The organism is Rhizobium sp. UGM030330-04 (assembly GCF_003208455.1).
In the GTDB taxonomy this organism is placed as follows: Bacteria; Pseudomonadota; Alphaproteobacteria; order Rhizobiales; family Rhizobiaceae; genus Agrobacterium; species Agrobacterium rhizogenes_A.
In genome coordinates this window covers 140780-164070 of sequence record NZ_QKML01000011.1, presented here as the reverse complement: position 1 = coordinate 164070, position 23291 = coordinate 140780, and the positions used below count along the sequence as shown (strand labels likewise).

General features: G+C 59.9%; 23 protein-coding genes. 11 read left to right on the top strand and 12 right to left on the bottom strand.

The genetic code is table 11. The annotated features are described in order from the left end of the window. Positions 1 to 7: 7 nt before the first annotated feature. Both N434_RS17750 and N434_RS17745 read right to left on the bottom strand, forming a co-directional pair. The gene (locus tag N434_RS17750; protein ID WP_110759619.1) at positions 8 to 994 is read right to left on the bottom strand and encodes an ABC transporter permease; all 987 of its coding nucleotides are present in this window, start codon (positions 992 to 994) and stop codon (positions 8 to 10) included. A 122-nt stretch (positions 995 to 1116) separates the two neighbouring features. Next, on the bottom strand, positions 1117 to 3066 hold the full coding sequence (locus N434_RS17745) for an ABC transporter substrate-binding protein (protein WP_110759617.1): 1950 nt from the start codon (positions 3064 to 3066) through the stop codon (positions 1117 to 1119). 302 nt (positions 3067 to 3368) lie between these two features. Here N434_RS17745 and N434_RS17740 point away from each other — a divergent pair, with 302 nt between their 5' ends. From N434_RS17740 to N434_RS17730, 3 genes are read left to right on the top strand one after another with little or no spacing between them, the layout of a single operon-like run. Then, complete coding sequence (locus N434_RS17740; protein ID WP_065116820.1) at positions 3369 to 4088, top strand: FadR/GntR family transcriptional regulator; 720 nt, start codon at positions 3369 to 3371, stop codon at positions 4086 to 4088. Between the two features lie 53 nt (positions 4089 to 4141). Beyond that, positions 4142 to 5023 (top strand): SMP-30/gluconolactonase/LRE family protein, encoded by an 882-nt coding sequence (locus N434_RS17735; protein WP_110759615.1) that lies wholly within the window; start codon positions 4142 to 4144, stop codon positions 5021 to 5023. 29 nt (positions 5024 to 5052) lie between these two features. Beyond that, the gene (locus tag N434_RS17730; RefSeq protein ID WP_110759614.1) at positions 5053 to 5949 is read left to right on the top strand and encodes a dihydrodipicolinate synthase family protein; all 897 of its coding nucleotides are present in this window, start codon (positions 5053 to 5055) and stop codon (positions 5947 to 5949) included. A 43-nt stretch (positions 5950 to 5992) separates the two neighbouring features. Here the strand turns inward: N434_RS17730 and N434_RS17725 are convergent, their stop codons facing one another. From N434_RS17725 to N434_RS17715, 3 genes are read right to left on the bottom strand one after another with little or no spacing between them, the layout of a single operon-like run. Then, the gene (locus tag N434_RS17725; RefSeq protein WP_110759612.1) at positions 5993 to 7030 is read right to left on the bottom strand and encodes a sensor histidine kinase; all 1038 of its coding nucleotides are present in this window, start codon (positions 7028 to 7030) and stop codon (positions 5993 to 5995) included. Between the two features lie 4 nt (positions 7031 to 7034). Next, the gene (locus N434_RS17720) at positions 7035 to 7472 is read right to left on the bottom strand and encodes a response regulator (RefSeq protein WP_110759610.1); all 438 of its coding nucleotides are present in this window, start codon (positions 7470 to 7472) and stop codon (positions 7035 to 7037) included. Next, positions 7469 to 8923, bottom strand: coding sequence for a sensor histidine kinase (locus tag N434_RS17715; RefSeq protein WP_110759607.1), 1455 nt, complete (start codon positions 8921 to 8923; stop codon positions 7469 to 7471). The genes N434_RS17720 and N434_RS17715 overlap by 4 nt, the downstream gene beginning before the upstream one ends. Positions 8924 to 9134: 211 nt before the next feature. Here N434_RS17715 and N434_RS17710 point away from each other — a divergent pair, with 211 nt between their 5' ends. Then, entirely contained in the window at positions 9135 to 9509 is a 375-nt protein-coding gene (locus tag N434_RS17710; RefSeq protein WP_110759605.1) for a response regulator, read from the top strand. A gap of 52 nt (positions 9510 to 9561) precedes the next feature. On the opposite strand, the gene N434_RS17705 is transcribed toward N434_RS17710, so the two are convergent. From N434_RS17705 to N434_RS17685, 5 genes are all read right to left on the bottom strand, one after another. Then, the gene (locus tag N434_RS17705; RefSeq protein WP_236773915.1) at positions 9562 to 10578 is read right to left on the bottom strand and encodes a sensor histidine kinase; all 1017 of its coding nucleotides are present in this window, start codon (positions 10576 to 10578) and stop codon (positions 9562 to 9564) included. Further along, positions 10568 to 11023, bottom strand: coding sequence for a response regulator (locus N434_RS17700; protein ID WP_110759603.1), 456 nt, complete (start codon positions 11021 to 11023; stop codon positions 10568 to 10570). Before N434_RS17700 ends, N434_RS17705 begins: the two co-directional genes overlap by 11 nt. Then, positions 11016 to 13226 (bottom strand): ATP-binding protein, encoded by a 2211-nt coding sequence (locus tag N434_RS17695; RefSeq protein WP_110759601.1) that lies wholly within the window; start codon positions 13224 to 13226, stop codon positions 11016 to 11018. Before N434_RS17695 ends, N434_RS17700 begins: the two co-directional genes overlap by 8 nt. Positions 13227 to 13377: 151 nt before the next feature. Next, on the bottom strand, positions 13378 to 14415 hold the full coding sequence (locus tag N434_RS17690; protein WP_110759599.1) for an SAM-dependent methyltransferase: 1038 nt from the start codon (positions 14413 to 14415) through the stop codon (positions 13378 to 13380). Continuing rightward, entirely contained in the window at positions 14412 to 15200 is a 789-nt protein-coding gene (locus N434_RS17685) for a DUF1295 domain-containing protein (protein WP_110759687.1), read from the bottom strand. The genes N434_RS17690 and N434_RS17685 overlap by 4 nt, the downstream gene beginning before the upstream one ends. A gap of 192 nt (positions 15201 to 15392) precedes the next feature. On the opposite strand from N434_RS17685, the gene N434_RS17680 reads away from it, so the two are divergent. The 7 genes from N434_RS17680 to N434_RS17650 all read left to right on the top strand — a co-directional run bounded on the left by N434_RS17680 (position 15393) and on the right by N434_RS17650 (position 21112). Further along, positions 15393 to 16766, top strand: coding sequence for an NAD(P)/FAD-dependent oxidoreductase (locus tag N434_RS17680; RefSeq protein WP_110759597.1), 1374 nt, complete (start codon positions 15393 to 15395; stop codon positions 16764 to 16766). Continuing rightward, positions 16763 to 17581, top strand: coding sequence for a DUF1365 domain-containing protein (locus N434_RS17675; protein WP_110759595.1), 819 nt, complete (start codon positions 16763 to 16765; stop codon positions 17579 to 17581). The genes N434_RS17680 and N434_RS17675 overlap by 4 nt, the downstream gene beginning before the upstream one ends. After that, on the top strand, positions 17568 to 18800 hold the full coding sequence (locus tag N434_RS17670; protein WP_110759594.1) for an SAM-dependent methyltransferase: 1233 nt from the start codon (positions 17568 to 17570) through the stop codon (positions 18798 to 18800). Before N434_RS17675 ends, N434_RS17670 begins: the two co-directional genes overlap by 14 nt. Positions 18801 to 18826: 26 nt before the next feature. Continuing rightward, positions 18827 to 19204: a DUF2147 domain-containing protein gene (locus N434_RS17665; RefSeq protein ID WP_110759592.1), complete on the top strand. Its 378-nt coding sequence runs from the start codon at positions 18827 to 18829 to the stop codon at positions 19202 to 19204. Positions 19205 to 19299: 95 nt separating this feature from the next. Further along, positions 19300 to 19728, top strand: a complete 429-nt coding sequence (locus tag N434_RS17660; RefSeq protein ID WP_110759590.1) for a DUF2177 family protein — start codon at positions 19300 to 19302, stop codon at positions 19726 to 19728. 134 nt (positions 19729 to 19862) lie between these two features. Further along, entirely contained in the window at positions 19863 to 20405 is a 543-nt protein-coding gene (locus N434_RS17655) for a sigma-70 family RNA polymerase sigma factor (protein ID WP_110759686.1), read from the top strand. Continuing rightward, positions 20402 to 21112, top strand: coding sequence for an anti-sigma factor (locus N434_RS17650; RefSeq protein ID WP_110759588.1), 711 nt, complete (start codon positions 20402 to 20404; stop codon positions 21110 to 21112). The genes N434_RS17655 and N434_RS17650 overlap by 4 nt, the downstream gene beginning before the upstream one ends. A gap of 53 nt (positions 21113 to 21165) precedes the next feature. On the opposite strand, the gene N434_RS17645 is transcribed toward N434_RS17650, so the two are convergent. Both N434_RS17645 and N434_RS17640 read right to left on the bottom strand, forming a co-directional pair. After that, complete coding sequence (locus tag N434_RS17645) at positions 21166 to 22425, bottom strand: Zn-dependent hydrolase (protein WP_110759684.1); 1260 nt, start codon at positions 22423 to 22425, stop codon at positions 21166 to 21168. Positions 22426 to 22438: 13 nt separating this feature from the next. Continuing rightward, positions 22439 to 23281, bottom strand: coding sequence for a BtpA/SgcQ family protein (locus tag N434_RS17640; RefSeq protein WP_110759586.1), 843 nt, complete (start codon positions 23279 to 23281; stop codon positions 22439 to 22441). Between the last annotated feature and the right edge of the window lie 10 nt (positions 23282 to 23291).

Below are 23291 nucleotides of genomic sequence, written 5' to 3'. Positions count from 1 at the left end.
CGCCCTCCTATTCGAGACGGATGCGCGGATCGACCAGCGCAAGCAGGATGTCGCTGATAAGCGAACCGATCAGCGTCAGCGCGCAGATCAACAGCACGAAAGCGCCGGCGAGATACATGTCCTGCGCCATCAATGACTGCAGAAGCAGCGGTGCAGCCGTCGGCAGATTGAGCACGATGGCGACCACCACGGAGCCCGAAATGAGATTGGGCAGCAGCCATGCGATGGTGGAGATGAACGGGTTGAGCGCAATTCTGAGCGGATATTTCGTCAGCAGCTTGAACTCCGACAAGCCTTTTGCCCGCGCGGTGGTGACATAGGGCTTGGGCAATTCATCCAGCATATTGGCGCGCATGACACGGATGAGGCTTGCGGTGGAGGACACGGCAAGGATGGCGACCGGCAGCCAGATATGGGCCATCAGGTCCATCATCTTGGCGATGCTCCAGGACGCCGTTTCATATTCGGCTGAAAACAGGCCGCCGACATCAGCCCCGAACTCCACCGCCGCCACATACATCAGCACCAGCGCCAGCAGGAACGACGGTATGGACAGGCCGAAAAAGGAAAAGGCGGTGAAGAGATAATCGCCGATCGAATATTTGCGCACGGCGGAGAAAACGCCGATCGGAAGGGCGATGGCCCAGGTGGCGAGAAGGCTGGCGACGGCCAGAACCAGCGTCAGCGCCATGCGCTCCCAGATGAGGCCGGAAACCGGCTGCTGCCATTCGAACGAAATGCCGAAATCACCGCGGCTGATGATGCCCCATATCCATTTCAGATATTGCACGATCATCGGGTCATCGAGACCGAAGCGTTCACGCAGCTGCGCCGCCGTATTGTGGTCGATGACCTCGTTGGAGGCGGCCAGGGTGGCGATATAGGTCGTCACATAATCGCCGGGCGGCAGCTGGATCAGGACAAAGGCAAGGAAACTGACGGCAAACAGGGACGGTATCATCCACAGCAGGCGTTTTACGATAAAAAGCAGCATGTCGTTCTCGCAATCACATTGGACCGCACCCGCCGCCTTCCAACCAGGGAGACGAATTGTGGGCGGTGGAAACAACCTGAGAGACGTCGCCGCGATGAGGCAGCGACGCCCATATGGTGGTGTCAGCTTGTGAAGGTGAACTGTTGCGGCAGCGCCGGGCCGGGATTGGGCCACGACCAGCTGTCGGGTTCGGTCTCGGGCACGTTGCGCAGATTGTTGCGAATGATGCCGAAACCACCGACAGCAAGGCAGAGGCCGATCGTCTCGAACTCTTCCGCCGCGATATCGAAGATTTCCTTCATCTTCTCACCGCGCTTGGCAAGGTCGGCCGTTGAACGCGCCTCATCGAACAGTTTGAAGCGTTTCTTCTGGCTTTCCGGCGGTTCCTCGCCCTTCTGGCCATTCGAGGTGTACCAGAGCGCCCACGGAATGGCGTAACGCGACCCCTGCGGATGGAAGGCGAAGAAATCGCGCGGGTCGAGCATCGGATCGAGACCGCCGGGGCCGGGCCAGACGGCGGCATCATGGGCATTGTCATCGCCGCGTGTATAATAAAGCGCGCGTTCGATGGTGTTGACCTTGATGTCGACGCCGATCTGCGCCCATTGCGCCTTCACCAGCTCCAGCGCATCGACCAGATCGGGATAAAGCGTCGGGATGACGTCGATCGAGAAGAAGACGGGCTGGCCGTCAGGCCGCAACCGCATGCCGTTGCCGTTCTTCTTGTCGTAACCGGCCTTGTCGAGAAGATCGTTCGCCTTGTCCGCATCGTATTCGGTGAATTGCCGCGCCAGCTTTTCATTGTACCAGGGATGTGTCGGGCGTGGCCCGGCCTGATACCCTTCGCTCTGGCCGAAATAAACGATATCGATAATTTCCTGCCGGTTGAGCGCGATGGACAGCGCCTGACGGAAGGACTTGTCGGCGAACATCTTGCGCATCGCCGGGTCTTTGTGGGTGATGTTCAGGTAGATCTGGCACTGTTGAGAAGCAGAAGGCACCAGCGTCAGCAGGCGGTAGTCACCCTTTTTCATGTTCTGCGACAGGGTGGGCTTGTTGGCGAGAACGCTGATATGCCGCTCCTGAATGTCGATCTTGCCCGAAATCACGTTCAGCATCAGCGATTCGACATCCTGCGAAATGCCGAAGTTGATTTCATCGATATAGGGCAGCTGGTTGCCTTCGGTATCGACCTGCCAGAAGTAAGGGTTGCGGGTCATGACCACCCGTGTCGCGCCGCCGGAATAGGGTTCCTTCACCACCCAGGGGTCCAGCGTCGGCTTGTCGACATTCGACCAGCGGGATGGAATTTCGATATCGCCGCATTTGGCGCGGAACAGTTCCGTCCAGCTCGATACGCCCGCAGCCTTCACATCGGCATCCAGCGCCGTGTTGTATTTCGGCAGGAACTTGCTGCAATAATGCTTCGGAAACAGCGTCGGATGCTGGCCGAGCGGCGTGGCGAGGTTTTCCAGATAGAGCGCATTCGGCGCCGCGAATTTGAACTTTACCGTGAAATCGTCGATCTTTTCGACATCGACCGCCTCACCCGCAACGGAAAGCTGGGCTGGCGTGGCGCTGTAAAGCTCCTTGTTCTTGATGCAGTCCTCGATGGCGAATACCACGTCATCTGCCGTGAAGGGGTGGCCGTCCGACCATTTCGCACCCTCCAGCAAATGGAAGGTGAACTGCGAGGCATCGTCGTTGACCTCCCATTTCACCGCAAGGTTCGGCAGAACCTCGGTGAAATCCATGTTCCAGCGCACCAGCCCCTGATTGCCGACCATGCGCAGGATGCCGTTATGGTCCGACGAGCCGCGCAGGCCACGGCGCAATGTGCCGCCATAGGTGCCGATCTTTTCATGGGGTGTCACCACCATCGGATTTTTCGGCAGACGCTCGGCCAAAGGCGGCAATTTGCCGTCCTTTACCAGCGCCTCCAGTTCCGGCGCCTGTTTGCCGGTGGCAGCCCTGGCCGAGGTCCCGATGACGGAGAGGGCGGCGACGCCCCCAAGCCCCGCCATGAAGGTCCGGCGCGTCACGCCCAGTGAAAATGCATCGCCATCGCGCATCGATTATCCTCCCAAAAAATCACCGGCAGCGAGACGGCTTTCACCGAACCGCAACGGCCCTCCCGGCCAGCCAGCACGCCGATCCTCCATCGGCAGGGGCAGACCATATGGGCGTTTTCAGATGATTACAAGTATTGACAGATTTTTACATATTTTTTATTCGTAGACCGGTTTTCAGGATCAGGCTTGAAGAAAAAATCGGTTAGGACAGCCCCCTCGCTCACAAAAACCCCGGTATTTCTGTTGCGATTGAAATGCAGGAAACCCATTAACTTCAGCGATTTGCAACGGAAGGGCTGCTGATGGACAATCAAACCGCATCTGCCGCCGCTCGAGGCGAGACCAGGCTGAGCGACATCATCTACGAAAAGATCATCGGCATGATTTCGGACGGGCGGTTTCCCGTGAACGAAAGGCTGCCATCGGAACAGAATCTGGCGTCGTTGTTCGGCGCATCCCGGCCGGTCGTTCGCGAAGCCCTGGAGCGGCTGCGAAACGACGGACTCATCGTCTCCCAGAAGGGGTCCGGCTCCTATGTGCGCCAGCAGCCGGATTCGTCCGTGTTGCAGCAGGTGCCTGTCGGCTCGCTTGCCGACGTGCAGCGTTTTTTCGAGTTCCGGTCCGGCCTTGAATCGTCGGCGGCCGAACTTGCGGCGCGCAACTGGCAGGCCGCCGACAAAACCCGCATCGAACAGGCCATTGCGGCGCTGGAACAGTGTCTGGAGCGCAACGATCTTGGTGCGGAGGAAGACTTCGCCCTGCATGAAGCCATTGCCAAAGCAAGCCATAACCAGTTCCACATCACCGTGCGGATCTGGTTCAAGCCGCATTTCGCGATCGGCCAGTCGGTGACACGCAGCCTCAGCCTCAAGCGCACGCCGCAACATGTGCGCGAGGTGCAGAACGAACATACCGCAATCGTGGAAGCGATTTTTGCGCGGCGGGAACAGGCTGCGCATGACGCGATGAAAGACCACATCCTGAAGGCCCGCGCCCGCATGTTTCAGGGCGTCGGCAGCTAGAACCTTTTCCGCATTTCAAAGGGCAAGCCATACAGGGCGATGGAGAATAATCAGTGAGCCAGCCGCGTATCATGGAACCGAAACTCCGCTCCCTCATCGACACGCCGTTGAAGGTCGGCGAATCACCGGCATGGGATGAACGGACCGGCAATCTGTGGTTCGTCGATATTCTCGCCCCCGCCATTTTCTGCCTGCATCCGGGCGGCAAGCTCGACAGATACGACATGCCCGCTGAGGTGGGTTGCCTCGGTCTTTGCGACAATGGCCTCATCGTGGCGGGCCTGAAGACCGGCGTGCATCTTCTTAATCCCGCAAGCGGAAAACTTGAACTTCTGTGCGACCCGGACGAAGGTCGGCCCGACAGCCGCCTCAACGACGGAAAGGTTGGCCCCGATGGCCATTTCTGGGTCGGGACCCGCGATGAGGCCGCCATACAGACAGGCAATGCGCGGCTCTATCGCGTCGCGCCGGATGGCGGCGTCGAACGCATCATCGATGGCGACATGTTCACGTCAAACGGGCTTGCCTGGAGCCCGGATGGCAGGCGCATGTATCATTCAGACAGCAGCGGGCTGATGTATCAGGCGTTCGATTTCGAAGTCGCGACGGGCAGGCTCGGTCCGGCCGAACGTCTTCACGATTTCGCGCCGGACGAAGGCAGGCCGGATGGCGCGGCGACCGATTGCGAAGGCTGTTACTGGAGCGCCGGCGTTCAGGCCGGACGTCTCAACCGCTTTTCGCCGGACGGCGAACTGTTCGAGATCTACAGGCTACCGTTCAAGGGGCCGACCATGCCGTGTTTCGGCGGCCCGGATCTCAAGACGATCTATCTGACAAGTCTCGTCACCGAGACGGACGGGATTTCCACGCCAGGCACGCTTGTTGCCTTTGATGCGCCTGTCGCGGGGGCAGCCGTACACAAGTTTTCCATCTGAAGACGCTTTCATCTCAAGGAAACCAGTTGATGACGACATTTGATTTTCGCCAGGCTCTGCACGGCATCTCCGGCGTTCCCGTAACAGCCTACGAGGCAGGCGGGGAAGTCGATATCGGTGTCACCACCGAGGTCTATGCCCGCGTTGCGCGGGCGGGTATCCACAACATCGTTGCCGCCGGCAATACGGGTGAATTCTACGCCCTGACACCGGACGAGATTCTCAGCGTCTACCAAGCCGCGATAAGAGGCGTTGACGGCAAAGCCCCGGTCACGGCGGCGATTGGACGCTCGCAGCGCGAGGCTCTCGCCATGGCGCGCCGGGCAAGGGAGATGGGCGCATCCGCCGTCATGTCCCATCAGCCGGTAGACCCCTTTGCGGCACCGCAATCGCAGATCGACTATTTCATCGGCCTGGCTGACGGTAGCGAGCTGCCGCTGGTGGCCTATGTCCGCGCCGACGGTTTTTCGGTCGATGACATGGTGAGGCTTGCCAGCCACCCGAATGTCGCAGGCATCAAGTTCGCGACGACCGACATCATGCTTCTGTCGCGCGCCATTGCCGCTTCCGATCCGAAGGGGGCTCTTTATGTCTGCGGTCTCGCGGAAAGCTGGGCGCCCGCCTTTTCGGCGGTGGGCGCGCGCGGCTTCACGTCCGGCCTCGTCAACGTCGCTCCGCAATTCTCGCTGCAGGTTCATGAGGCCCTGACATCGGGCGATTTTTCAGCGGCACGCAAGATCGTTGAAAAGATCGAGCTCTTCGAACGGTTGCGGACGCGTTATCGCAACGGCGCCAACGTGACGGTGGTGAAGGAAGCCATGGAAATACTGGGCCTCAGGGTTGGCCCGGTTCGAGCCCCGGGGCTCGCCCGTCTGGACGAACGGGATCGCGCGACGCTTGAAGAGCTGCTTGCCAGCTGGCGTTGACGGACGCTGCACCGCCCAGTCATCGAAGACGATGAACCCTGCGCTATTTTTCCGTCCAGGTAATCGTGTAACGGGTGCCTTTGTCCCGCTCCGGGTGGGTGTGCGTCTGCTCCACCCGGGCGCCGATATTCTGCGCCATCGCCATGATGAGTTTTGTACCTAAACCGGTGCCGCGCGGCAGCGTATCGGGTTTAGAGCCGACGCCATCATCTTCCACGACGAGAACGAATTGCCCGTTCTGTTCGGACAGATTGACGCGAACGGTCCCGGTTTGATCGGGATAGGCATATTTCAGCGCATTGGTCAGCAATTCGGTGATGATGACACCAAGCGCGACGGCATGGTCTGCGTTGAGATCGACCTCGCAGAGCGACGTTTCCACCGTGATGGCGGACGAACCGGGCACGGCCTGAAACAGGTCGCCGATGATGGAGGTCAGATAGGAACTCAAAGATACGAGCCCCACATTCGCCGTGTTGTAGAGGCTGCGATGTACGCCGGCGATTGCCGAAATCCTGCTTTGCGTTTCCAGCAAGGCGGTTTCCGCCTCCTGCGATTTCAGGGTATTGATTTGCAGGCGGATCATGGCGGAGACCAGCGAAAGGCTGTTCGCCACGCGATGGTTCATCTCCTTCACCATCATTTCCGCATGTTCCTTGGCCTTTACCAGGAGGCGGTCGGCTTCCTCCTTCGTCTGGCGCAGGCGATGATTTTCCAGCGCCTGGTTGATGGCCGTGAGCAAAAGCGGGAAAAAATCGTCTCCGACATTCTTGATGACATAGTCGGCGGCACCCGCCTTGAGCGCGTCTATGGCGATCCGGGCTTCGTTGGACCCCGTGACATACAGAACCGGCACACGTGCCGGTATCGACTGGATTGCCGCCAGAAATTCCATTCCGGTCGCGGTCTGGAAATAATGGTCGAGAACGACGACGTCGAACTGTTCATTTTGAAAGAACTCAAGGCCGCTGGCGACGGAGGCGGCATGGACCACCTCCATTCCATGGCGACCGAGAACGCGGCTTGAAAGCCGCGCCAGGGCCGGGTCGTCATCGACATACAAAACACGCAGAGCCATCATGCCTTCAGGGTATCTGAATTACGGAAAAGAACAGGCCTAGATTTTTGATGGCCGTGGCAAAGCCCTCATAATCCACCGGCTTGGTTATATAAACATTCGCGCCGAGATCATAGCATTTCTGAATTTCGGTCTCGTCATCGGTGGTTGTCAAAACCACCACGGGCAAACGGCGCGTGTAGTCATTGCTCTTGATCTGCTCGAGAATGTTGATACCCGACATGTCGGGGAGATTGAGATCGAGCAAGACGAGAAGATAGCGATCTTTGCTGACAAGCCCATCCCTACTTTCGCCCAAGATATAATCCAGCGCCTTCGCACCGAGCGTAAAGGGCACGATCTCGTTGTTCACCCCGGCGCGCCGCACGTTTTTCTCGATCAGGCGCGCATGGCCCTCATCGTCTTCGATCATCACGATCGTTACTTCCTGGCCGGTCGCTTTCATGGGTCGCCTTCTTTCGTCACTCTTCGGAGGTCACTCGGCAGCAGCAGGATGAAGGTGCTGCCCTCACCGAGTTTAGACTCGACTTTAATATCACCTCCTAAATTTCTGATTAGCGAACGGACATGGGCGAGGCCTATTCCTTCTCCCGGCTGATCCTGATTGCCCGCCCGGCGAAAAAGCTCGAACACCCGCTCCATATCCTGTTCGCCGATACCGCGTCCGTTGTCGCCAACCTCGATGCAGATCGCACCGCGCCCGGCCGGATAGGCCCGCGCGGTCAGCCGCAGCGCACGACCGGGCATCTGGTATTTCACCGCATTGTCAAACAGGTTCCCGAGGATCTGGTCAAGCGATATGCGATCTGTGACAATCGTCAGCTTGGGCGTATCGACCTCGATCTCGCCGCCATTGGCCGTGATCTGGTGGCGTACCGTCTCCGAAAGCGATGACAGCAGTGTTTCTATATCGACCTTTTCGGGTTGCAGCTTCCGCTGTCCGTCGCGGGATATTTTCAGGATGGCGTTGATCAGCTGATCCATCTTGCGTGTCGATGAACGGATGAAGCCGATCGCCTCGGGAATATCCTCCTGAACCGCCAGCCGCGCCTCGCGGACGACGTCTTCCGGCGGCGCCTTGCCATCGGCAAGGACATAGCTGCTCACCGGCTTCAGGGATGTATCGAATTCGGAAAGGAAGCCCATGATGTTGACGAGCGGCGCGCGCAGGTCATGAGTAACAATATAGGCAAAGCGCTGGATTTCCTGGTTGGCGCGGCGAAGATCCCTTGTCCTTTCTTCCACACGCTCCTCCAGATGCCGATTGAGCTCGTCGACGTCTTCCCGGGAGCGGTTCAGCGCCCGGATATAGGTGAAGACAAGAAAGATCGAGCCGCCAACGACGAGGAGAATGGCAAGCGCGCCGCCCACTGTCACCCATCGCAGCGTATTGGCGGCATCCAGCTGGTCGCTGACAATCACCCGCAGACGATCGTCGGTGTCTGATTGCAGGCGCGACAGAATTCCCCTGATTTCGTTCATGAAGCGTTTGCCGTCATTGTTGCGGACGACATCCACCGCCTCATTGATACGACCGGCCCTTTGCAAATCGATCGTTTCGCGCGTCTCCGCCAATTTCGCGTCGATCGCACGTGTCAGTTCCTGCAAAGCCTGCTGATATTGTTCCCGGTCCTTCAGGAGATCCTGAATTCTGGACCGACGCTGCGGCAAGCCGCGCAGAGCTTCCTCATAGGGCACCAGATAATCGGCGTTGTTGGTGAGCAGATATCCCCTCTGCCCCGTTTCAATGTCCTGCATCACCGTCAGGACGTCGAGAACCGATGCGCGCACCCGCCGCAGTTCCGCGGTTTCCTGCGAGTACCGGTTGTTCACCTGCACGAGCCATAATGACACGGAGACCATGCCAATCAAAATTGCGACACCCACAGCAAGCATCAAAAGGCTTCGCTGGGCAAACGGTGAAAAACCAATCACAGCAACAACATTCCCGGTAGGCAGCTAATCAGCGTCACAAACTAGAGTAGCGCGGCGGCGGATGCGAATGATTTCTTTTTGCGCGGCGGTGGAACCACGTCACACGTCAAGAGTTCAGCGATGTTGGTGAAAAGCAGCCCTGACGGGCCGAAACGATGCGAATGCAGTGATTATGAACTATAATTTTCAGGGAAAACAAATCCTTGTTCTGGAAGACGACGCGCTCCTGGCCATGGATATGGAGGACTTTCTCTCGGACCTTGGTGTCAACGTCGTCGGGCCGGTTTCGCACATATCCGCAGCCCTGGAAAAAATAAACGCCACCGATCTGGATGGCGCCGTCATCGATCTCAATCTGAGGGGTGAATTGTCCTTTCCCGTGATCGAGGAACTCAAGGCTGCCAACATACCCTTCGTCGTCTGTAGCGGCTATGCGGAAATACCCGGCGTTCGGGCACAATTGGGCGATCTGACGGTCGTTTCCAAACCCTGCGACTTCGACAATCTCCCGGATATTCTGGCGAACGAGTTCTCACTGGCCCGTTAGCGCGCGCGGGCGAATGCCCTGCACAACTTCCGCACCCTTCTCATCTGGCGCCTCAATCCAGGGGAAAGACAGTCTGATATTGCAGGCCGGCGCGGTCGTAGTGGATTTCACTTTCGGCATGCAGTTCGTATTGCGCGCCTTTCGTGATCAGCGTCGTTCCGAAACCGGTGTCCTGCGGCACGGAAACGGCAGGGCCGCCGCTTTCCCGCCATTGCAGGTCGACGCGGTCGCGCCCGTCGTCATTATGCAGCCGTTTCCAGAACACCTCCACCTTGCCGCTTGCGCCGGAAAGAGAGCCGTATTTCTGCGCATTCGTTACCAGCTCGTGCAGGATCATGCCAAGCGCCAGGGCCGATTTTGGCGACAGCTGGACACCATCCGGGCCGTCGAGTTCGACCCGGCTCGCAAAGCTGTTATGGGGTTCGATCGCCCGCCGCACGACATCCCTGAGGTCGGTTTCACCCCAATTGCTTTGAAAAAGCAGGGCATGGCTTTCGGCAAGGGCGCTCACGCGGGCCACCAGCCTTTCCTGATAGTCCTCGATGGATGTGCTGCCTTTTGCCGTCCTGCGGATGATGGAGATGACCATTGCCATGGTGTTCTTGACACGGTGACTGAGTTCCCGGACGAGCAGTTCCTTATGGACTTCCGCCCGCCTCCGCTCCTGTTTCTCCCGGGCCTCCGCCAAGGCACGCTCAACGGCCGACGGCAGCCTTGCCAGTCGCTGCTTGAGCACATAGTCCGTCGCACCGCGCCTGAAGGCGTCAATCGCCGCATCTTCGCCAAGGACGCCCGACACGAAAATGAACGGGGTGTCGGGGGTCGTTTGCATGGCGATATCGAGCGCGGACATGCCATCGAAGTCCGGCAGCGAGAAATCGGCAAGAATGATATCGAATTGCCGGTTCTCCAACGCCTCGATGAACGAGGCCCGGCCCACCGCCCTTGTGATAACCGGCGGCGGAGAAATGCCTGAAAGCTGCTCTTCGATCAATTCCGCATCGACCGAGCTGTCCTCGAGAAGCAGAAGCTTGCTTGCCTCCATTCGCAGCACCGCCTTATCCGCCATTGCGACGCGCACCGGGTGGCGGTTCGTTCAAGAGAGCCCAGAAGACGCCGAGGTCCTGTATCGCCTTGAAGAACTGGTTGAACTCCACGGGCTTGACGACAAAGGCGTTCACGCCGAGTTCGTAGCTCCTGACGAGATCCTGTTCCTCGCGGGAAGAGGTCAGCATCACGACGGGAACATGCCGCAGATGATCGCTGCCTTTGATCTTTTGCAGGACCTCAAGGCCGTCCACCTTGGGCAATTTGAGATCGAGAAGGACGACCGCCGGATCACCGGCCGGCCGGTTGTGCCAGGCGCCGGTGACATCGAGGTAATCGAGCGCCTCGGCGCCATCCCGCGCCACGACGACCTCGTTTGCCAATTGACATTTTTCAAGGGCGGTAAGCGTCAATTCCAGATCGCGCGGATTGTCTTCCACCAGCAGGATAGGTCTCAGTTCAGGCAATGTCTTCCTCTTCAATTTTCTTTACCGGCAATGTGAAGGAGAACGAGGCTCCCTCGCCAAGAGTTCCCTGCGCACTGACCGAACCGTGATGGCGTTCGACAATGCGCCTCACCAGAGCAAGCCCGATGCCGGTTCCTTCGAAATCCTCGACGCGCTGCAGCCGCTGGAACACGCCGAAAAGCTTGCCGTAATAGGCCATATCGAAACCGACGCCATTATCCTCCACCGAATAGGTGACATATTCTCCGGTTTCAACCGCTGAGATGGTGATGATCGAAACCGGCTCCCGGCGGGAATATTTGATCGCATTGTCGATGAGATTGTACCAGACCTGCCGCAGCAGTGTCGGATCGCCGAGCGTGACCGGCAGTTCGCCGATGCGCCATTCGACCTGACGGTCGGCAAGGGCGGGCGCAAGGGAGCGGCGGACTTCGCTGACCAGCTTTTGCATGTCCACCGCCTTCACGGTGATTTGCGTGCGGCCGAGCTGTGAAAAGTTCAAGAGATCGTCCACCAGCCTGCCCGCTCCCAGCGCCGCCTCGGAGATCATCTGCAGATAATGCAGGGATTTTTCGTCCATGGCGCTGCTGCGTTCGCGCAACAATTGCGCAAAGCCGACAATGTGACGAAAAGGTGCCCGCAGGTCATGCGAGACCGAATAGGAAAAAGCCTCCAGCTCCTTGTTGGTCCGTTGCAATTCCCGCGTCAGATCCGCCATTTCCTCCGCCTTGCGCAGGACGATGCCGATGATCGCGCTTCGAAGTTCCCTCGCCGCGGCAAGCTCCGGCTCCGACCACGGCAAAGCGGTGTTGCGCACCTGCTCCTTCCAGATTTCAAAAGACTTGCGCGGGTGGATACGGCCGCTTTCCTGCACCGTCTTATGCGGATCGCCGCCCCAACGCACCGTTTTCACCACTTCCGGCCGGAACCAGATCAGCCAGCTGCCGTGCAGTTCCGAAACGCGCATCGCGATAATGCCGCTCGCGACGGCGGCATAAGCCACAGCGGCCGGGTAATCGCCCGCAAGATTGTCGGTCGCAAACACCTCGGCCACATCCTGCTCGCCAAGCCACAGGACCAGTTCTTCGACATGCTGGCGCGACGGCGCCTTGCCGACCAGCTCATATTCATCGCCCAGAACAAGCGCGGCTCCCTCCGCCCCCACCTGTCCCAACAGGTCGTCTCTTTCACGCTCTCCGCCCAGAAGACCATCGGCCCATCTTTCCGCCGTCGCCATGCCGCTTAACAGCCTGGCCTGAACATGGCCAAGTTCCACCCGGCGTGAGGCATCCTGGGAACTTTGCTCCATCGCGATCCGCATCGACAGCAGCTGGGCGGCAAAATCGCAGGCGTCGCGCACGGCAACGGAAGTCGAATGGGGAGTGGCGTGGTGGCAGGCGATCAGGCCCCATAATCTGCCGTTGACGATGATGGACACCGACATCGAGGCGGCCGTCCCCATGTTGCGCATATATTCGAGATGAACCGGCGACACGCTGCGCAGCTGCGAAAAACTCATGTCGAGTACCGCGCCCGTTTCCACATTCAGCTGCGGCCTGACCGGAACGGGCCGGTAATCGACATTGGGAATCATGCGCAGGCGATTGAGCGTGTAAAGCTGCCGCGCCTGCGGCGGGATATCGCCCGCCGGAAAGCGCAGGCCGAGATAAGATGGGAGCACCCCGTTTCCCGCCTCCGCCACGACGTGCCCGCTCCAGTCCGGCCCGAAATCATAGATCAGGGTGCGGTCATAGCCGTTCATCGACGAGACCAGCTCTGCCGTTCGCAGCAATGCATCCTCAAGCGACGGCGCGCCGTTCATATATTGCGCCAGACTGGTCAGCCCGACCATCAGCGCTTCCGCCGATTCCCCCTGCCGTGTTTTTTCGACCTCGACGAGGATGAGCGCACCTGACCGGTGCGCCGAGACGTCGAGTTTTCTTTCGGCCCAGACATGTCTGAAATTCGTCTCGTCGCCGGCATGCCAAGCGGACAAAATGTCAAGGAAGGGCAGCAGGTCACCGCTCGCGACGGCGCCGATCTCGACAGGCACATCGATATAGTCGACGAGATTGTCGCTTGCCTGCACGATGGAAAAATCGCGCGCGGACAGGACCAGCAACGCACCGTGTTCCTGAATGGCGCCTGGGATGTGGATGGGCTCGGCGCCGCAACTATCCAGTTTCGGCGTAACTGAACTCATAACTTTCTCCAGCCGCTTTCTGCGGAAGATCGATCAACTTGCTCAAAAGATGCGGTCAGCCTAGTCATTCTTGCCGGGATGTAAACGTTTGCTTCCGGCAAATTGTTACGGGCCATAACCGACAATCGCCCTGAAAGCCCCGAGCGGGCCATCACCGCGCCGAAGAAACGCCCGTCATGAGGTAATGTCCGACGCCCCAGACGGCACCGTCCTCATGCCCGAAAAGCCCTGCGGTCGCGAGGAAGAACAAGCGCCAGCGCCTTTCCCACAAACGCGCCTCGGCGCCGTAGACCCGTTGCAGGATCGGCCGGATGCGATCGATTTCCCGGTCGAAATTCCCGAGCCAGTCGAGAGCCGTCCGGCGATAATGCGATCCCGACCAGCGCCATTCCCGCTCTACGTCGAACAGCCCGCCGAATCGGTGGGGAAGATCAAGGGCGGGCATGATGCCGCCCGTGAAAAAGTGGCGGGCAATCCAGTCGGCGGGATTGTTGTGGTCGAAACGGTACGACCGGTTGCGATGGTTGAAGACATGCAGGAAAAACTTGCCGCCCGGCTTCAGCCAGGTATGAACCCGCTCGAACAGGACCTGCCAGTTCGACATGTGCTCGAACATTTCCACCGAGACAACGCGGTCGAAACCTTCACCGGTGGCGAAATCATTCATATCGGCGGTCACCACCGAAAGGTTGGAAAGCCCGTATTCTTGCGCGCGGGCAACGATATGGTCGCGCTGCGAGGCGGAGTTCGAAACGGACGTGATCCGCGCATTGGGAAAGTGGCGGGCCATATAGAGGGAAAGCGAGCCCCAGCCGCAGCCAAGTTCAAGGATTTCCATGCCGTCTTCCAGTTCGGCATGCGCCGCGGTCTCGGCCAGGGCAACAGTCTCGGCCTCATCGAGCGACGTCGTCGCATCGGGATAATAGCAGCAGGAATATTTCCGCTGCGCCCCGAGAACCAGCCCGAAAAATTCCGCCGGGACTTCGTAATGCTGCCTGTTCGCCGCATCCGTGTGGCTGGCGACGGGAAATTTCGTCATCTCTGCGACAAAAGCCTGTTCGGCCGCCGCCGGAATGCCGGCAAGTCGCCGTTTTGTCCTTGCGCAGAGCATATCGATACCGGCCAGTGTGACGCCGTCACCGAGCGGCGTGCGCTCTGCGGCGTTGATGGCGAAGGCGAGCATGTTCATGGCGTGTCCTCGTTCTTTCGCGGCCCCGGAAAGAAGGCGTTGACGCGGCGTTGCAGGGCGCGGAACTTTTCCCCGCGCGATGTCAGCATGTGGTCTTCCAGCGGCGGAATGCCGGAGACGTGGACAAGCAGCCAATACATCATCACCGGCGCGGCGACAGACGCCCATGACAAGGCTTGTTCCTGAATGGCCAGAAGCGGAAAACCGCACCAGAAAAGCCATTCGAAAAAATAATTGGGATGGCGGGAGTACCGCCACAGACCGGTTTCGCAGACACCGGTTCTTGCCTGCGCGGTCCTTCTGAACTGCAAGAGCTGCGCGTCAGACAGCGCTTCGCCGGCCAGCGCGCCGAGGCAGAGCATTACGGCGACACCATCCACCCCACGCGGGAAACCATGGCCGTTGCTGGCGGCAAGATATATCGCAAGAACAAGCACAAAAGCAGCGACCGCCTGTATCTGGAGGAAGATAAAAAGCCGCAAGGCGGCCGATTTGCCCCATTGTGCGATGAGCTTTGCATAACGGGAATCCTCCCCGCCTCCGCGCGTACGCATGCCGATATGGCCGGCAAGCCGCAGCGACCAGACGACGATGAGAAACAATACCACGGCCCGCCGCCAGCCGTCTCCCGCAGCAAGGAAAACCGCGACGACCCCGCCGATGCCGACACCTGCCGACCACACCGTGTCGATCCAGCCGCTCGAACCGGTTGCGCGCTGCAGCGCCCAGGCGGCCGCCATCAGCAGCGACATGAGAACGGCAAGCGTCAGGACCACAGAAAACATCACTGCTCCGCTCACCGCTTTCAAGGACATGGAGGCCGGGTTTCGTGATGGCAAATACGACCGAAGCGGCAAAAGAGTTTCAGCTTTCGGAAAAAATTCCAAAAAACCGGCGGCCCGCTGAAACTTATCCGGCACCTGCCTCGTATCTGCGCTGTCCCAAGACGAATTTTTGGAATGCGATAGCGAGGATAGATGACCGACACCGAAGCGAGACAAAAAGACGGCCGGCGCCGCATCGCCATTGTGGGAACGGGAATTTCCGGCCTGTCGGCAGCCTGGCTTTTGTCGCAACGGCACGATGTCACGGTTTTCGAGGCGGCCGGCCGTATCGGCGGGCACACCAACACGGTGACGTTCGATACCGACAGGGGACCGGTTCCTGTCGATACCGGCTTCATCGTCTATAACGAGAGGACCTATCCCAATCTCACCGCCCTGTTCCGGACGCTGGACGTGCCGACCGCCGCCTCCAACATGTCCTTTGCCGTTTCTCTCAACAATGGCGATCTTGAATATTCCGGTGGAACCGGTCTTGGCCTGCTGGCACAGAAGAGAAATGCGCTGAGACCACGGTTCTGGGCGATGCTTGCCGACCTCCTGCGGTTTTACCGCAACGCCCCGCGCGACCTGCATTTGATGGGCGACATGTCGCTCGACGACTATCTCTTGCGCAACCGTTATGGTGCGGCGTTCCGCGAGGATCATCTTTACCCCATGGCAGCGGCCATCTGGTCCACGCCGGCCATGGAGGTCGGCCGGTATCCTGCGGCGCATTTCATCAGCTTCTGCCGCAATCACGGCTTGCTGTTGCTGCGCAACCGGCCGGTCTGGCGCACCGTCGTCGGTGGCGCACACGAATATGTAAAACGCATCACGGCATCGTTTGCGGATCGAATTCGTCTCTCGACACCGGTGGCACGCATTCACCGCCAGCCGAACGGCGTCGAGATCATCACCGCAGACGGCGAAGCCGCGCGCTTCGATGACGTGGTGATCGCAACCCACGCGGATCAGGCGCTGGACATGCTGGCGGACGCCTCGCGCGCTGAGCGGCGCATTCTCGGCGCCTTTGCCTATACGCAAAACCGCGCCCTGCTGCACACGGACAAGAGTTTCATGCCGCGCCGTCGCGCCGCCTGGTCAAGCTGGAACTATGTGGCAGACACGCGCCTCGATTCCGCCCAGCCGAGCATCACCTACTGGATGAACAGGCTTCAGCCCCTGGGCGAAACCCCCGACACTTTCGTGACGCTGAACCCGATGCGGGAACCGGAAGCGGGAAAGATCATCGCCGAGGAAACCTATCACCATCCCGTTTTCGACGCCGGCACCGAACAGATGCGTCAGAACCTGTGGGCCTTGCAGGGTTTGCGAAATACCTGGTTCTGCGGTGCCTATTTCGGATCGGGTTTTCACGAGGACGGCCTTCAGGCCGGCCTTGCCGTCGCCGAAGATCTTGGCGGCGTGACGCGGCCATGGACGGTTGCCGACGACAGCAGCCGCATCATTCGCCTGGATTTGGCGACGATTGCGACGGAGACGGAGCTCATGGAGGCGACGGCATGACGCCTCCCCTCGCCTCGGCGCTTTTTCCGGGCCATGTGACCCATGCGCGTTTCAGGCCGAAGCCGCACAAACTCGCCTACCGGATTTATTCGCTGCTTCTCGACCTCGACGAACTTGACCTGCTCGACAGGAAATTGCGGTTTTTCTCCGTCGACCGGTTCAACCTGTTCTCATTCCATCGGAAAGACCGCGGCAACGGAAGCGCGACGGGATTGCGCCAGCAGATCGAGGCGGCGATGACGGCGGCGGGCATGGCGGTGGATGGAGGGCCGATACGTCTGCTCACCATGCCGCGTGTGCTCGGCTGGGCCTTCAATCCGCTCAGCGTGTTCTTCTGCCACGGGCAGGACATGACGCTCAAAGCCATCCTCTGGGAGGTCGACAACACCTTCGGGCAACGCCATTCCTACCTCATTCCGGTGGAAGCCGGCAAAGCGGGCGAAATCGTCCAGCGATGCGACAAGGCCTTTTATGTCTCGCCCTTCATGGACATGGACCTCCATTATGTTTTCCGTGTGGCTCCGCCCGGCGACAGGCTTAAAATCGTCATCGATACTTTCGACGAGGACGGCGTCGTCCTGACGGCCCGGCATCTCGCCCGGCGCGTCGAATTGACGGACGGCGCACTCCTGAAAGCCTTCGTCGCCATCCCTTTCCTGACACTGAAGGTCGTTCTGGGCATTCACTGGGAAGCCCTGAATATCTGGCTGAAGGGCGTGCGGCTGAGAAAACGACCATCGCCGCCTGCCGCACCCGTCTCCTTCGTTCATCCTTCATCGTCGCAAATCGAGGCCAAGATTCATGACCCCGTTTGACAATCTCACCGACCTATCGGCGGAAAATACCTGCCTGCCTCCCCGGGGCAGCCCTGGTGCTTGGCTCATCGGCCGGCTGTTGGGCAACATCGACAGCGGCAGATTGCGCATCATCCTTCCCGCCGGCGGCAGCGTTGAAAAATCCGGCGAAAAGGACGGCAGCGAAGCGATCCTCGTCCTGCATAACTGGCGCGCGATCCGGCGCCTGCTGCTGAACGGCGACATCGGCTTTGCCGAGGGTTTCATCGAAGGCGACTGGAGCACCCCGGACTTGACGGCCCTGATCCGTTTTGCAGCCCAAAATCGCCAGGCATTTGAAGCGTCGATGCGCGGCAGCCTGCCCATGCGCATGCTTAACCGCATGGGACACAGGCTGAACGCCAACACCAGACGCGGCAGCCGCCGCAATATCGAGGCGCATTACGATCTCGGCAACGAGTTCTACCGGCAGTGGCTCGATCCCTCGATGCTTTATTCGTCGGCGATTTTCGACGACGCCACGCCGACGCTGGAGGCGGCGCAAGTGCAGAAACTCGCCCGCATTGCGGAGAAACTGCAATTGAACGACGGTGAAACCGTGTTGGAAATCGGCTGCGGCTGGGGTGCGCTCGCCATCCACCTCGCCACGCAGCACCATGCCGACGTCACCGGCATCACCCTCTCCCCTTCCCAGTTGCACTGGGCGCAAGACGCGGCGGAAAAAGCGGACAGGGCTGGCCGCATCGATCTCAGGCTGCAGGATTACCGCGACGTAGACGGTCAATTCGACCGGATCGTCTCCATCGAAATGTTCGAAGCGGTCGGCGAAGCCTATTGGCCGAGCTATTTCGAAACGTTGAAACGCTGCCTGAAACCTGGCGGCCACGCGGTGCTGCAGATCATCTCCATCGAACAGAACCGCTTCGACACATACCGGCGCAAGCCGGATTTCATCCAGAAATACGTCTTTCCCGGTGGCTTCCTGCCCTGCGATGCCGCGCTCGAAATAGCGGTCGGGACGGCCGGCCTTAAACTCACGGAAACGGAACTTTTCGGCCAGTCCTATGCCCGCACGCTTGCCGAATGGCGCCAGCGTTTCCACGCGCGGTGGCAGACGATCTCGCTGCTCGGTTTCGACGACCGCTTCCGCCGGCTTTGGGATTATTACCTCTGCTATTGCGAGGCGGGTTTTGCCGAAGGGACCATAAATGTCGGCTTCTACACGATAGAACACCAATAGGCGGGGCCAACTTGCGGAGAAAGAGGATGAAAATCAACGGATTGAGAATTGCATCCGCCCTATGTCCGCTGCTGGCCGCATTCAGCGCCACGGCAGCCGACATCGACGGCAACTGGGCGCGCGGCGATGGCAACGCCAAGGTGGTCATCGCTGCGTGCGGCGACAAAATCTGCGCAACCAACACCTGGATCAAACCCGGCACCCCGAAAGAAAAGGCCGGTGACCGCCTGATCATGGACATAAGGCCGGGGGACGGCGGACGTTATTCCGGCACCGCCTTCGACCCGCAACGCGACAAATCTTACAGGATAACGGTGACCATAACCGGCAACAGCATGGTCACGAAAGGCTGCATCGTCGCCGGTCTCCTGTGCAAGGGAGTCAACTGGACCCGGATCGACTAGCGCCCATCGCCGCGTCGTTCCATCCATTTGTTCCATTGTCTTCCGACCGGAAACCGGCCTCGCCTCCCTCTTAATGCCCCGCAAAGGAAACAACGATGAAGACCTATCTCGCCGCCTATTTCCTCACCCTCGTCGCCTTTCTGGTGATCGATTTCATCTGGTTGAGCACGATGGCGTCGCGTCTTTACCGCCCGGCCATAGGCGATCTTCTGGCGGATAATTTCCGGCTTGCTCCGGCGATCGTGTTCTACCTCGTCTACGTGGCCGGATTGACCTTTCTCGCCGTTCGCCCGGCCCTTCTCTCGGGTGAATGGACGACTGCACTGCTTTATGGGGCGGTGGTCGGCTTCATGGCCTACGCCACCTACGACCTGACCAACCAGGCCACCCTGAAAAGCTGGTCGACGACACTGACCGTTGCCGACCTTCTCTGGGGAACTTTCGTTTCCGCGGCAGCGGCTGCAATCGGCTATCTCATCACGGTCCGGCTCGTCGGTCCGCTCGAAAATCCGGCGGGACTGTGATGATGACCGTCCCGATTGCCAGCGGCTTCGATCCGATCACCATATGGCCGGCACGACGCGAACTTCCTCGCATGAGCGCCTTGTTTTCCCGCAGGGAACACCCCTATAAAGGAAAAGCAGCAAGGAACCTTCGAATGCAGGGTACAGAGATCGCAAGCCTAATCAACCGTGTCGGCATGGGTGATCGTTCGGCATTCGTCTCGCTCTATCAGGCCACCAGTCCGAAGCTTTTTGCGATCTGCCTGAAAATCCTGCGTGACAGGACGGAGGCGGAAGAGGCGCTGCAGGAAATCTATATCAAGATCTGGCAACGCGCCCGCACATTTGCCGCAAGTGCCGGCAAACCGGCCACATGGCTTGCAGCCATCGCCCGCAACCATGCGATAGACACGATCCGCGCACGCAAACCGATAAATGACGATATTGGCGAGGCCTACGATCTTGCCGACGAGACCATTCGCGATCCCGAACAGCAGGTCGTGCTTGCGGATGAAGGCCGCAGGATCGACGACTGCATGCGGGAACTCGAGACAGCTCATGCGCAGGCCGTCCGCCGGGCCTATGTCGAGGGTTTGAGCTATCTCGAACTCGCCGATGAATTGCGCGTGCCGCTGAACACGGTCAGAACCTGGTTGCGTCGCAGCCTTCTCAAGCTCAGAGAGTGCATGCAGCGATGACGGCGGGCGAACAAAGCGGCGGCATGCACGGGCGCGACGAAATCCTCGCCGGCGAATATGTGCTGGGCGTCCTGCCGCTCGGGAAACGCCGCGAACTGGAACGGCGCATGCAGGACGACAAGGTCGTCGCACAGCTGGTACAGCGCTGGGAAGCGGAATTTTCCGACTTCAACGCCGATTACGAAGAGCAGCTGCCAAGCGCCGCTGTTCTCGCCCGCATCGAGGAACGCCTGTTCGGCACCAGGAATGTCAATGCCAATGGCAGTCTCTGGAATTCCGCATCCTTCTGGCGTTGGCTATCTGTCGCCACCAGCGCCGCCGCCGTGGCCGCCATTGTTTACGCTGCGTTTCCGGAAAGGTGGCAGGGAGCCGCCCCGCTGGTGGCCGAACTTTCCACGACCGACAGCCAGGTCAATCTCCTTGCCTCCTACGACGCGGAATCGGGTCGAATGCGCATCGTACCCGTGGCAACCGGCAAGACGGACGAAAAATCGCTGGAACTGTGGCTTGTCATGGATGGCGGAAAAACCCGTTCGCTCGGTGTTTTCCAGCCCGGCACCAATGGCGACCTTATCATTCCCGCCGATATGCGCGGCAACATAACCGAAGGCACGACCTTCGCGATCAGCGTCGAACCGTTCGGCGGCTCGCCGACCGGTCAGGCGACCGGTCCCGTCATCGCTGTCGGCACCGCGCGCCGCGGATAGTGCCGGCACCACCGCCGCCCGACACCATGCGCCAAATCGAGGCTGATCGGCTCTTATCCCGTAACGATCACCAGTGACGGCAATTGAAGGATCGCGGCCAACAGCATGTTGCAGCCCGCAACACTATGCTCCGGTTCGACATGCTCCGCCTCGTTGTGACTGAGACCGTCGCGGCACGGCACGAAAATCATCGCCGATGGCGCGACCCGGTTCATGAACAGCGCGTCGTGAAACGCACCCGACAACATCCGCCGCGTCGCGAAGCCGCGCTCCTGCGCGGCGCGGTCGAGGGCCGACAGAATGCCTGCCTCAAAATTCGCGGGCGGCATGTCGAATATCTGCCGGATCGTCGCTTCGCAGCCCTGCGCCGATGCCGCGTCGTGCACAACCGCACGGATTTTTTCCTCCATCTCGTCCAGCCTTTCGGAAGAAGGATGCCGAAGATCGATGGTGAAGGCGGCGGTTTGCGGAATGGCGTTGACGGCGCCGGGCTGCACCGCAATTCGACCGACCGTAAAACGGGCGGCGGGGTCCGATGGCATGATGGCGGCAAAAAGCGACCCCAGCGCGTTCACAGCCGCATGAAACGGATCGCGTCGGTATATGAGCGCCGTCGTTCCCGCGTGCGCGGTCTGTCCGCTCAGCATCACCTCCAGCCAGCGGGTGCCCTGTATGCCCGTGACGATCCCAATCGGCAGTCCTTCCTTTTCAAGAGAGGGACCCTGTTCGATATGAACCTCGAGAAAGGCGAAGACAGGAAAACCGAGATCACGCATGCCTGCCCCGGGCAGGCTTTGCAGGGTCGCGGCAAGCTCACCCGCAAATTCGGCGCCGTCATCCGCAGCCCGCAGGCTCGACCAGCCCGATAGTATGGTGCGGCTTGCAAAGGCCGTCGACCCCATGCAGCCGGGCGCAAACCGGCAGCCTTCCTCATTGGTGAAGGCGACGACCTCCACGGGGCGCTCGGTCTCAATGCCGAAATCCTCCAGCGTCTCGATAACCTCAAAAGCCGCCAGCGTTCCAAGTGCGCCATCGAACCGCCCGCCTGACGGTTGGCTGTCGAGATGGCTGCCGATCAGAAGCGGCGCAAGGCTGTCGTCCCGTCCTTTCCTGCGAATGAAAAGATTGGCGATGGGATCCTGAAACACGGAGAATCCGCGCTCCACGGCAAGTTGCGCCAGCAGCCGCCGGGCCTCGCGATCCAGCCTAGTCAGCGCCTGACGGTTCACGCCTCCCTTTTTGGTAGCGCCGATTGCCGCGAAGCGGTCCAGATTTGCCAGAAGTCTTTCGCCGTTGACTACCAATTGTCCCATTGCCATCTCCTCGTCAGGCATCAAGGCCGGGCCGCGCTGCCGCCACGAAAGAACGCACGCGGGACAGTTCGACCGGGTTCCACCAGACCCCGCCCTCCTTGAGCGAAGAAGCGACGATGACGCCATTGGTGCGTTTGAGGATTTCGACAATATTGCCGTCATGGACACCCGAGCCGACCAGAAGCGGCAGGTGCGTCGCCGCACCAATCTCCTCGATCTCCTCGAGGGTGGCGCTGTTGCCCGTGCGCTGGCCGGTGGCGATGACGGCGTCGGCATCGAAAAATGCGAGATCGCGCGTCAGCTCGTCAATGCTACGGTCGGCGGTGATCGCGTGCGCGCCATGCTTGACGTGGCTGTCGGCAAAGACCTTGACATGTTCGGCCCGCAGCAGCGAACGATAGCGCATCGCTTCGGCCGCGCGGCCTTCCATGAAACCTTCATTGGCCACATAGGCATTGGCCCATTGGTTGACGCGGATGAACTTTGCCCCGCCCGCCATGGCGATGGCGAAGGCGGGAATGGGAGCATTTGCCAGCACGTTGATGCCGACGGGCACGCCGGCGGCACGAACGATGCGGTCTGTCACCACGCTCATGAAGGCCGATGTTTCCGGCCCGATATCGTCGGGCTTGGAGAAAGGGACGTCTCCGTGGTTTTCGACGATCAGTCCGTGCATGCCGCCCTCGACAAGCCGTTCCGCATCACGCATGCAGGCATCATAGATCGCATCCATGCTCGCGCTGCGATAACGCGGCGCGCCGGGAAAGGCGGGGCAATGTATCATGCCGATCAGCGCCTTGCTTCGACCGAAAATTTCCTGAATGGCATTGGCCGCGTTGTCGGATATGGTCTGCATTTCTGTCCCT

Bases quoted from the DNA above. Each gene is read 5' to 3' on its own strand.
- N434_RS17650 (WP_110759588.1), top strand. From the start codon at position 20,402: ATGACGGCGGGCGAACAAAGCGGCGGCATGCACGGGCGCGACGAAATC.
- N434_RS17645 (WP_110759684.1), bottom strand. From the start codon at position 22,425: ATGGGACAATTGGTAGTCAACGGCGAAAGACTTCTGGCAAATCTGGAC.
- N434_RS17680 (WP_110759597.1), top strand. From the start codon at position 15,393: ATGACCGACACCGAAGCGAGACAAAAAGACGGCCGGCGCCGCATCGCC.
- N434_RS17675 (WP_110759595.1), top strand. From the start codon at position 16,763: ATGACGCCTCCCCTCGCCTCGGCGCTTTTTCCGGGCCATGTGACCCAT.
- N434_RS17690 (WP_110759599.1), bottom strand. From the start codon at position 14,415: ATGAACATGCTCGCCTTCGCCATCAACGCCGCAGAGCGCACGCCGCTC.
- N434_RS17715 (WP_110759607.1), bottom strand. From the start codon at position 8,923: ATGCTTGCTGTGGGTGTCGCAATTTTGATTGGCATGGTCTCCGTGTCA.
- N434_RS17720 (WP_110759610.1), bottom strand. From the start codon at position 7,472: ATGAAAGCGACCGGCCAGGAAGTAACGATCGTGATGATCGAAGACGAT.
- N434_RS17740 (WP_065116820.1), top strand. From the start codon at position 3,369: ATGGACAATCAAACCGCATCTGCCGCCGCTCGAGGCGAGACCAGGCTG.
- N434_RS17695 (WP_110759601.1), bottom strand. From the start codon at position 13,226: ATGAGTTCAGTTACGCCGAAACTGGATAGTTGCGGCGCCGAGCCCATC.
- N434_RS17640 (WP_110759586.1), bottom strand. From the start codon at position 23,281: ATGCAGACCATATCCGACAACGCGGCCAATGCCATTCAGGAAATTTTC.
- N434_RS17750 (WP_110759619.1), bottom strand. From the start codon at position 994: ATGCTGCTTTTTATCGTAAAACGCCTGCTGTGGATGATACCGTCCCTG.
- N434_RS17730 (WP_110759614.1), top strand. From the start codon at position 5,053: ATGACGACATTTGATTTTCGCCAGGCTCTGCACGGCATCTCCGGCGTT.
- N434_RS17685 (WP_110759687.1), bottom strand. From the start codon at position 15,200: ATGTTTTCTGTGGTCCTGACGCTTGCCGTTCTCATGTCGCTGCTGATG.
- N434_RS17745 (WP_110759617.1), bottom strand. From the start codon at position 3,066: ATGCGCGATGGCGATGCATTTTCACTGGGCGTGACGCGCCGGACCTTC.
- N434_RS17725 (WP_110759612.1), bottom strand. From the start codon at position 7,030: ATGATGGCTCTGCGTGTTTTGTATGTCGATGACGACCCGGCCCTGGCG.
- N434_RS17670 (WP_110759594.1), top strand. From the start codon at position 17,568: ATGACCCCGTTTGACAATCTCACCGACCTATCGGCGGAAAATACCTGC.
- N434_RS17665 (WP_110759592.1), top strand. From the start codon at position 18,827: ATGAAAATCAACGGATTGAGAATTGCATCCGCCCTATGTCCGCTGCTG.
- N434_RS17655 (WP_110759686.1), top strand. From the start codon at position 19,863: ATGCAGGGTACAGAGATCGCAAGCCTAATCAACCGTGTCGGCATGGGT.
- N434_RS17710 (WP_110759605.1), top strand. From the start codon at position 9,135: ATGAACTATAATTTTCAGGGAAAACAAATCCTTGTTCTGGAAGACGAC.
- N434_RS17705 (WP_236773915.1), bottom strand. From the start codon at position 10,578: ATGGCGGATAAGGCGGTGCTGCGAATGGAGGCAAGCAAGCTTCTGCTT.
- N434_RS17660 (WP_110759590.1), top strand. From the start codon at position 19,300: ATGAAGACCTATCTCGCCGCCTATTTCCTCACCCTCGTCGCCTTTCTG.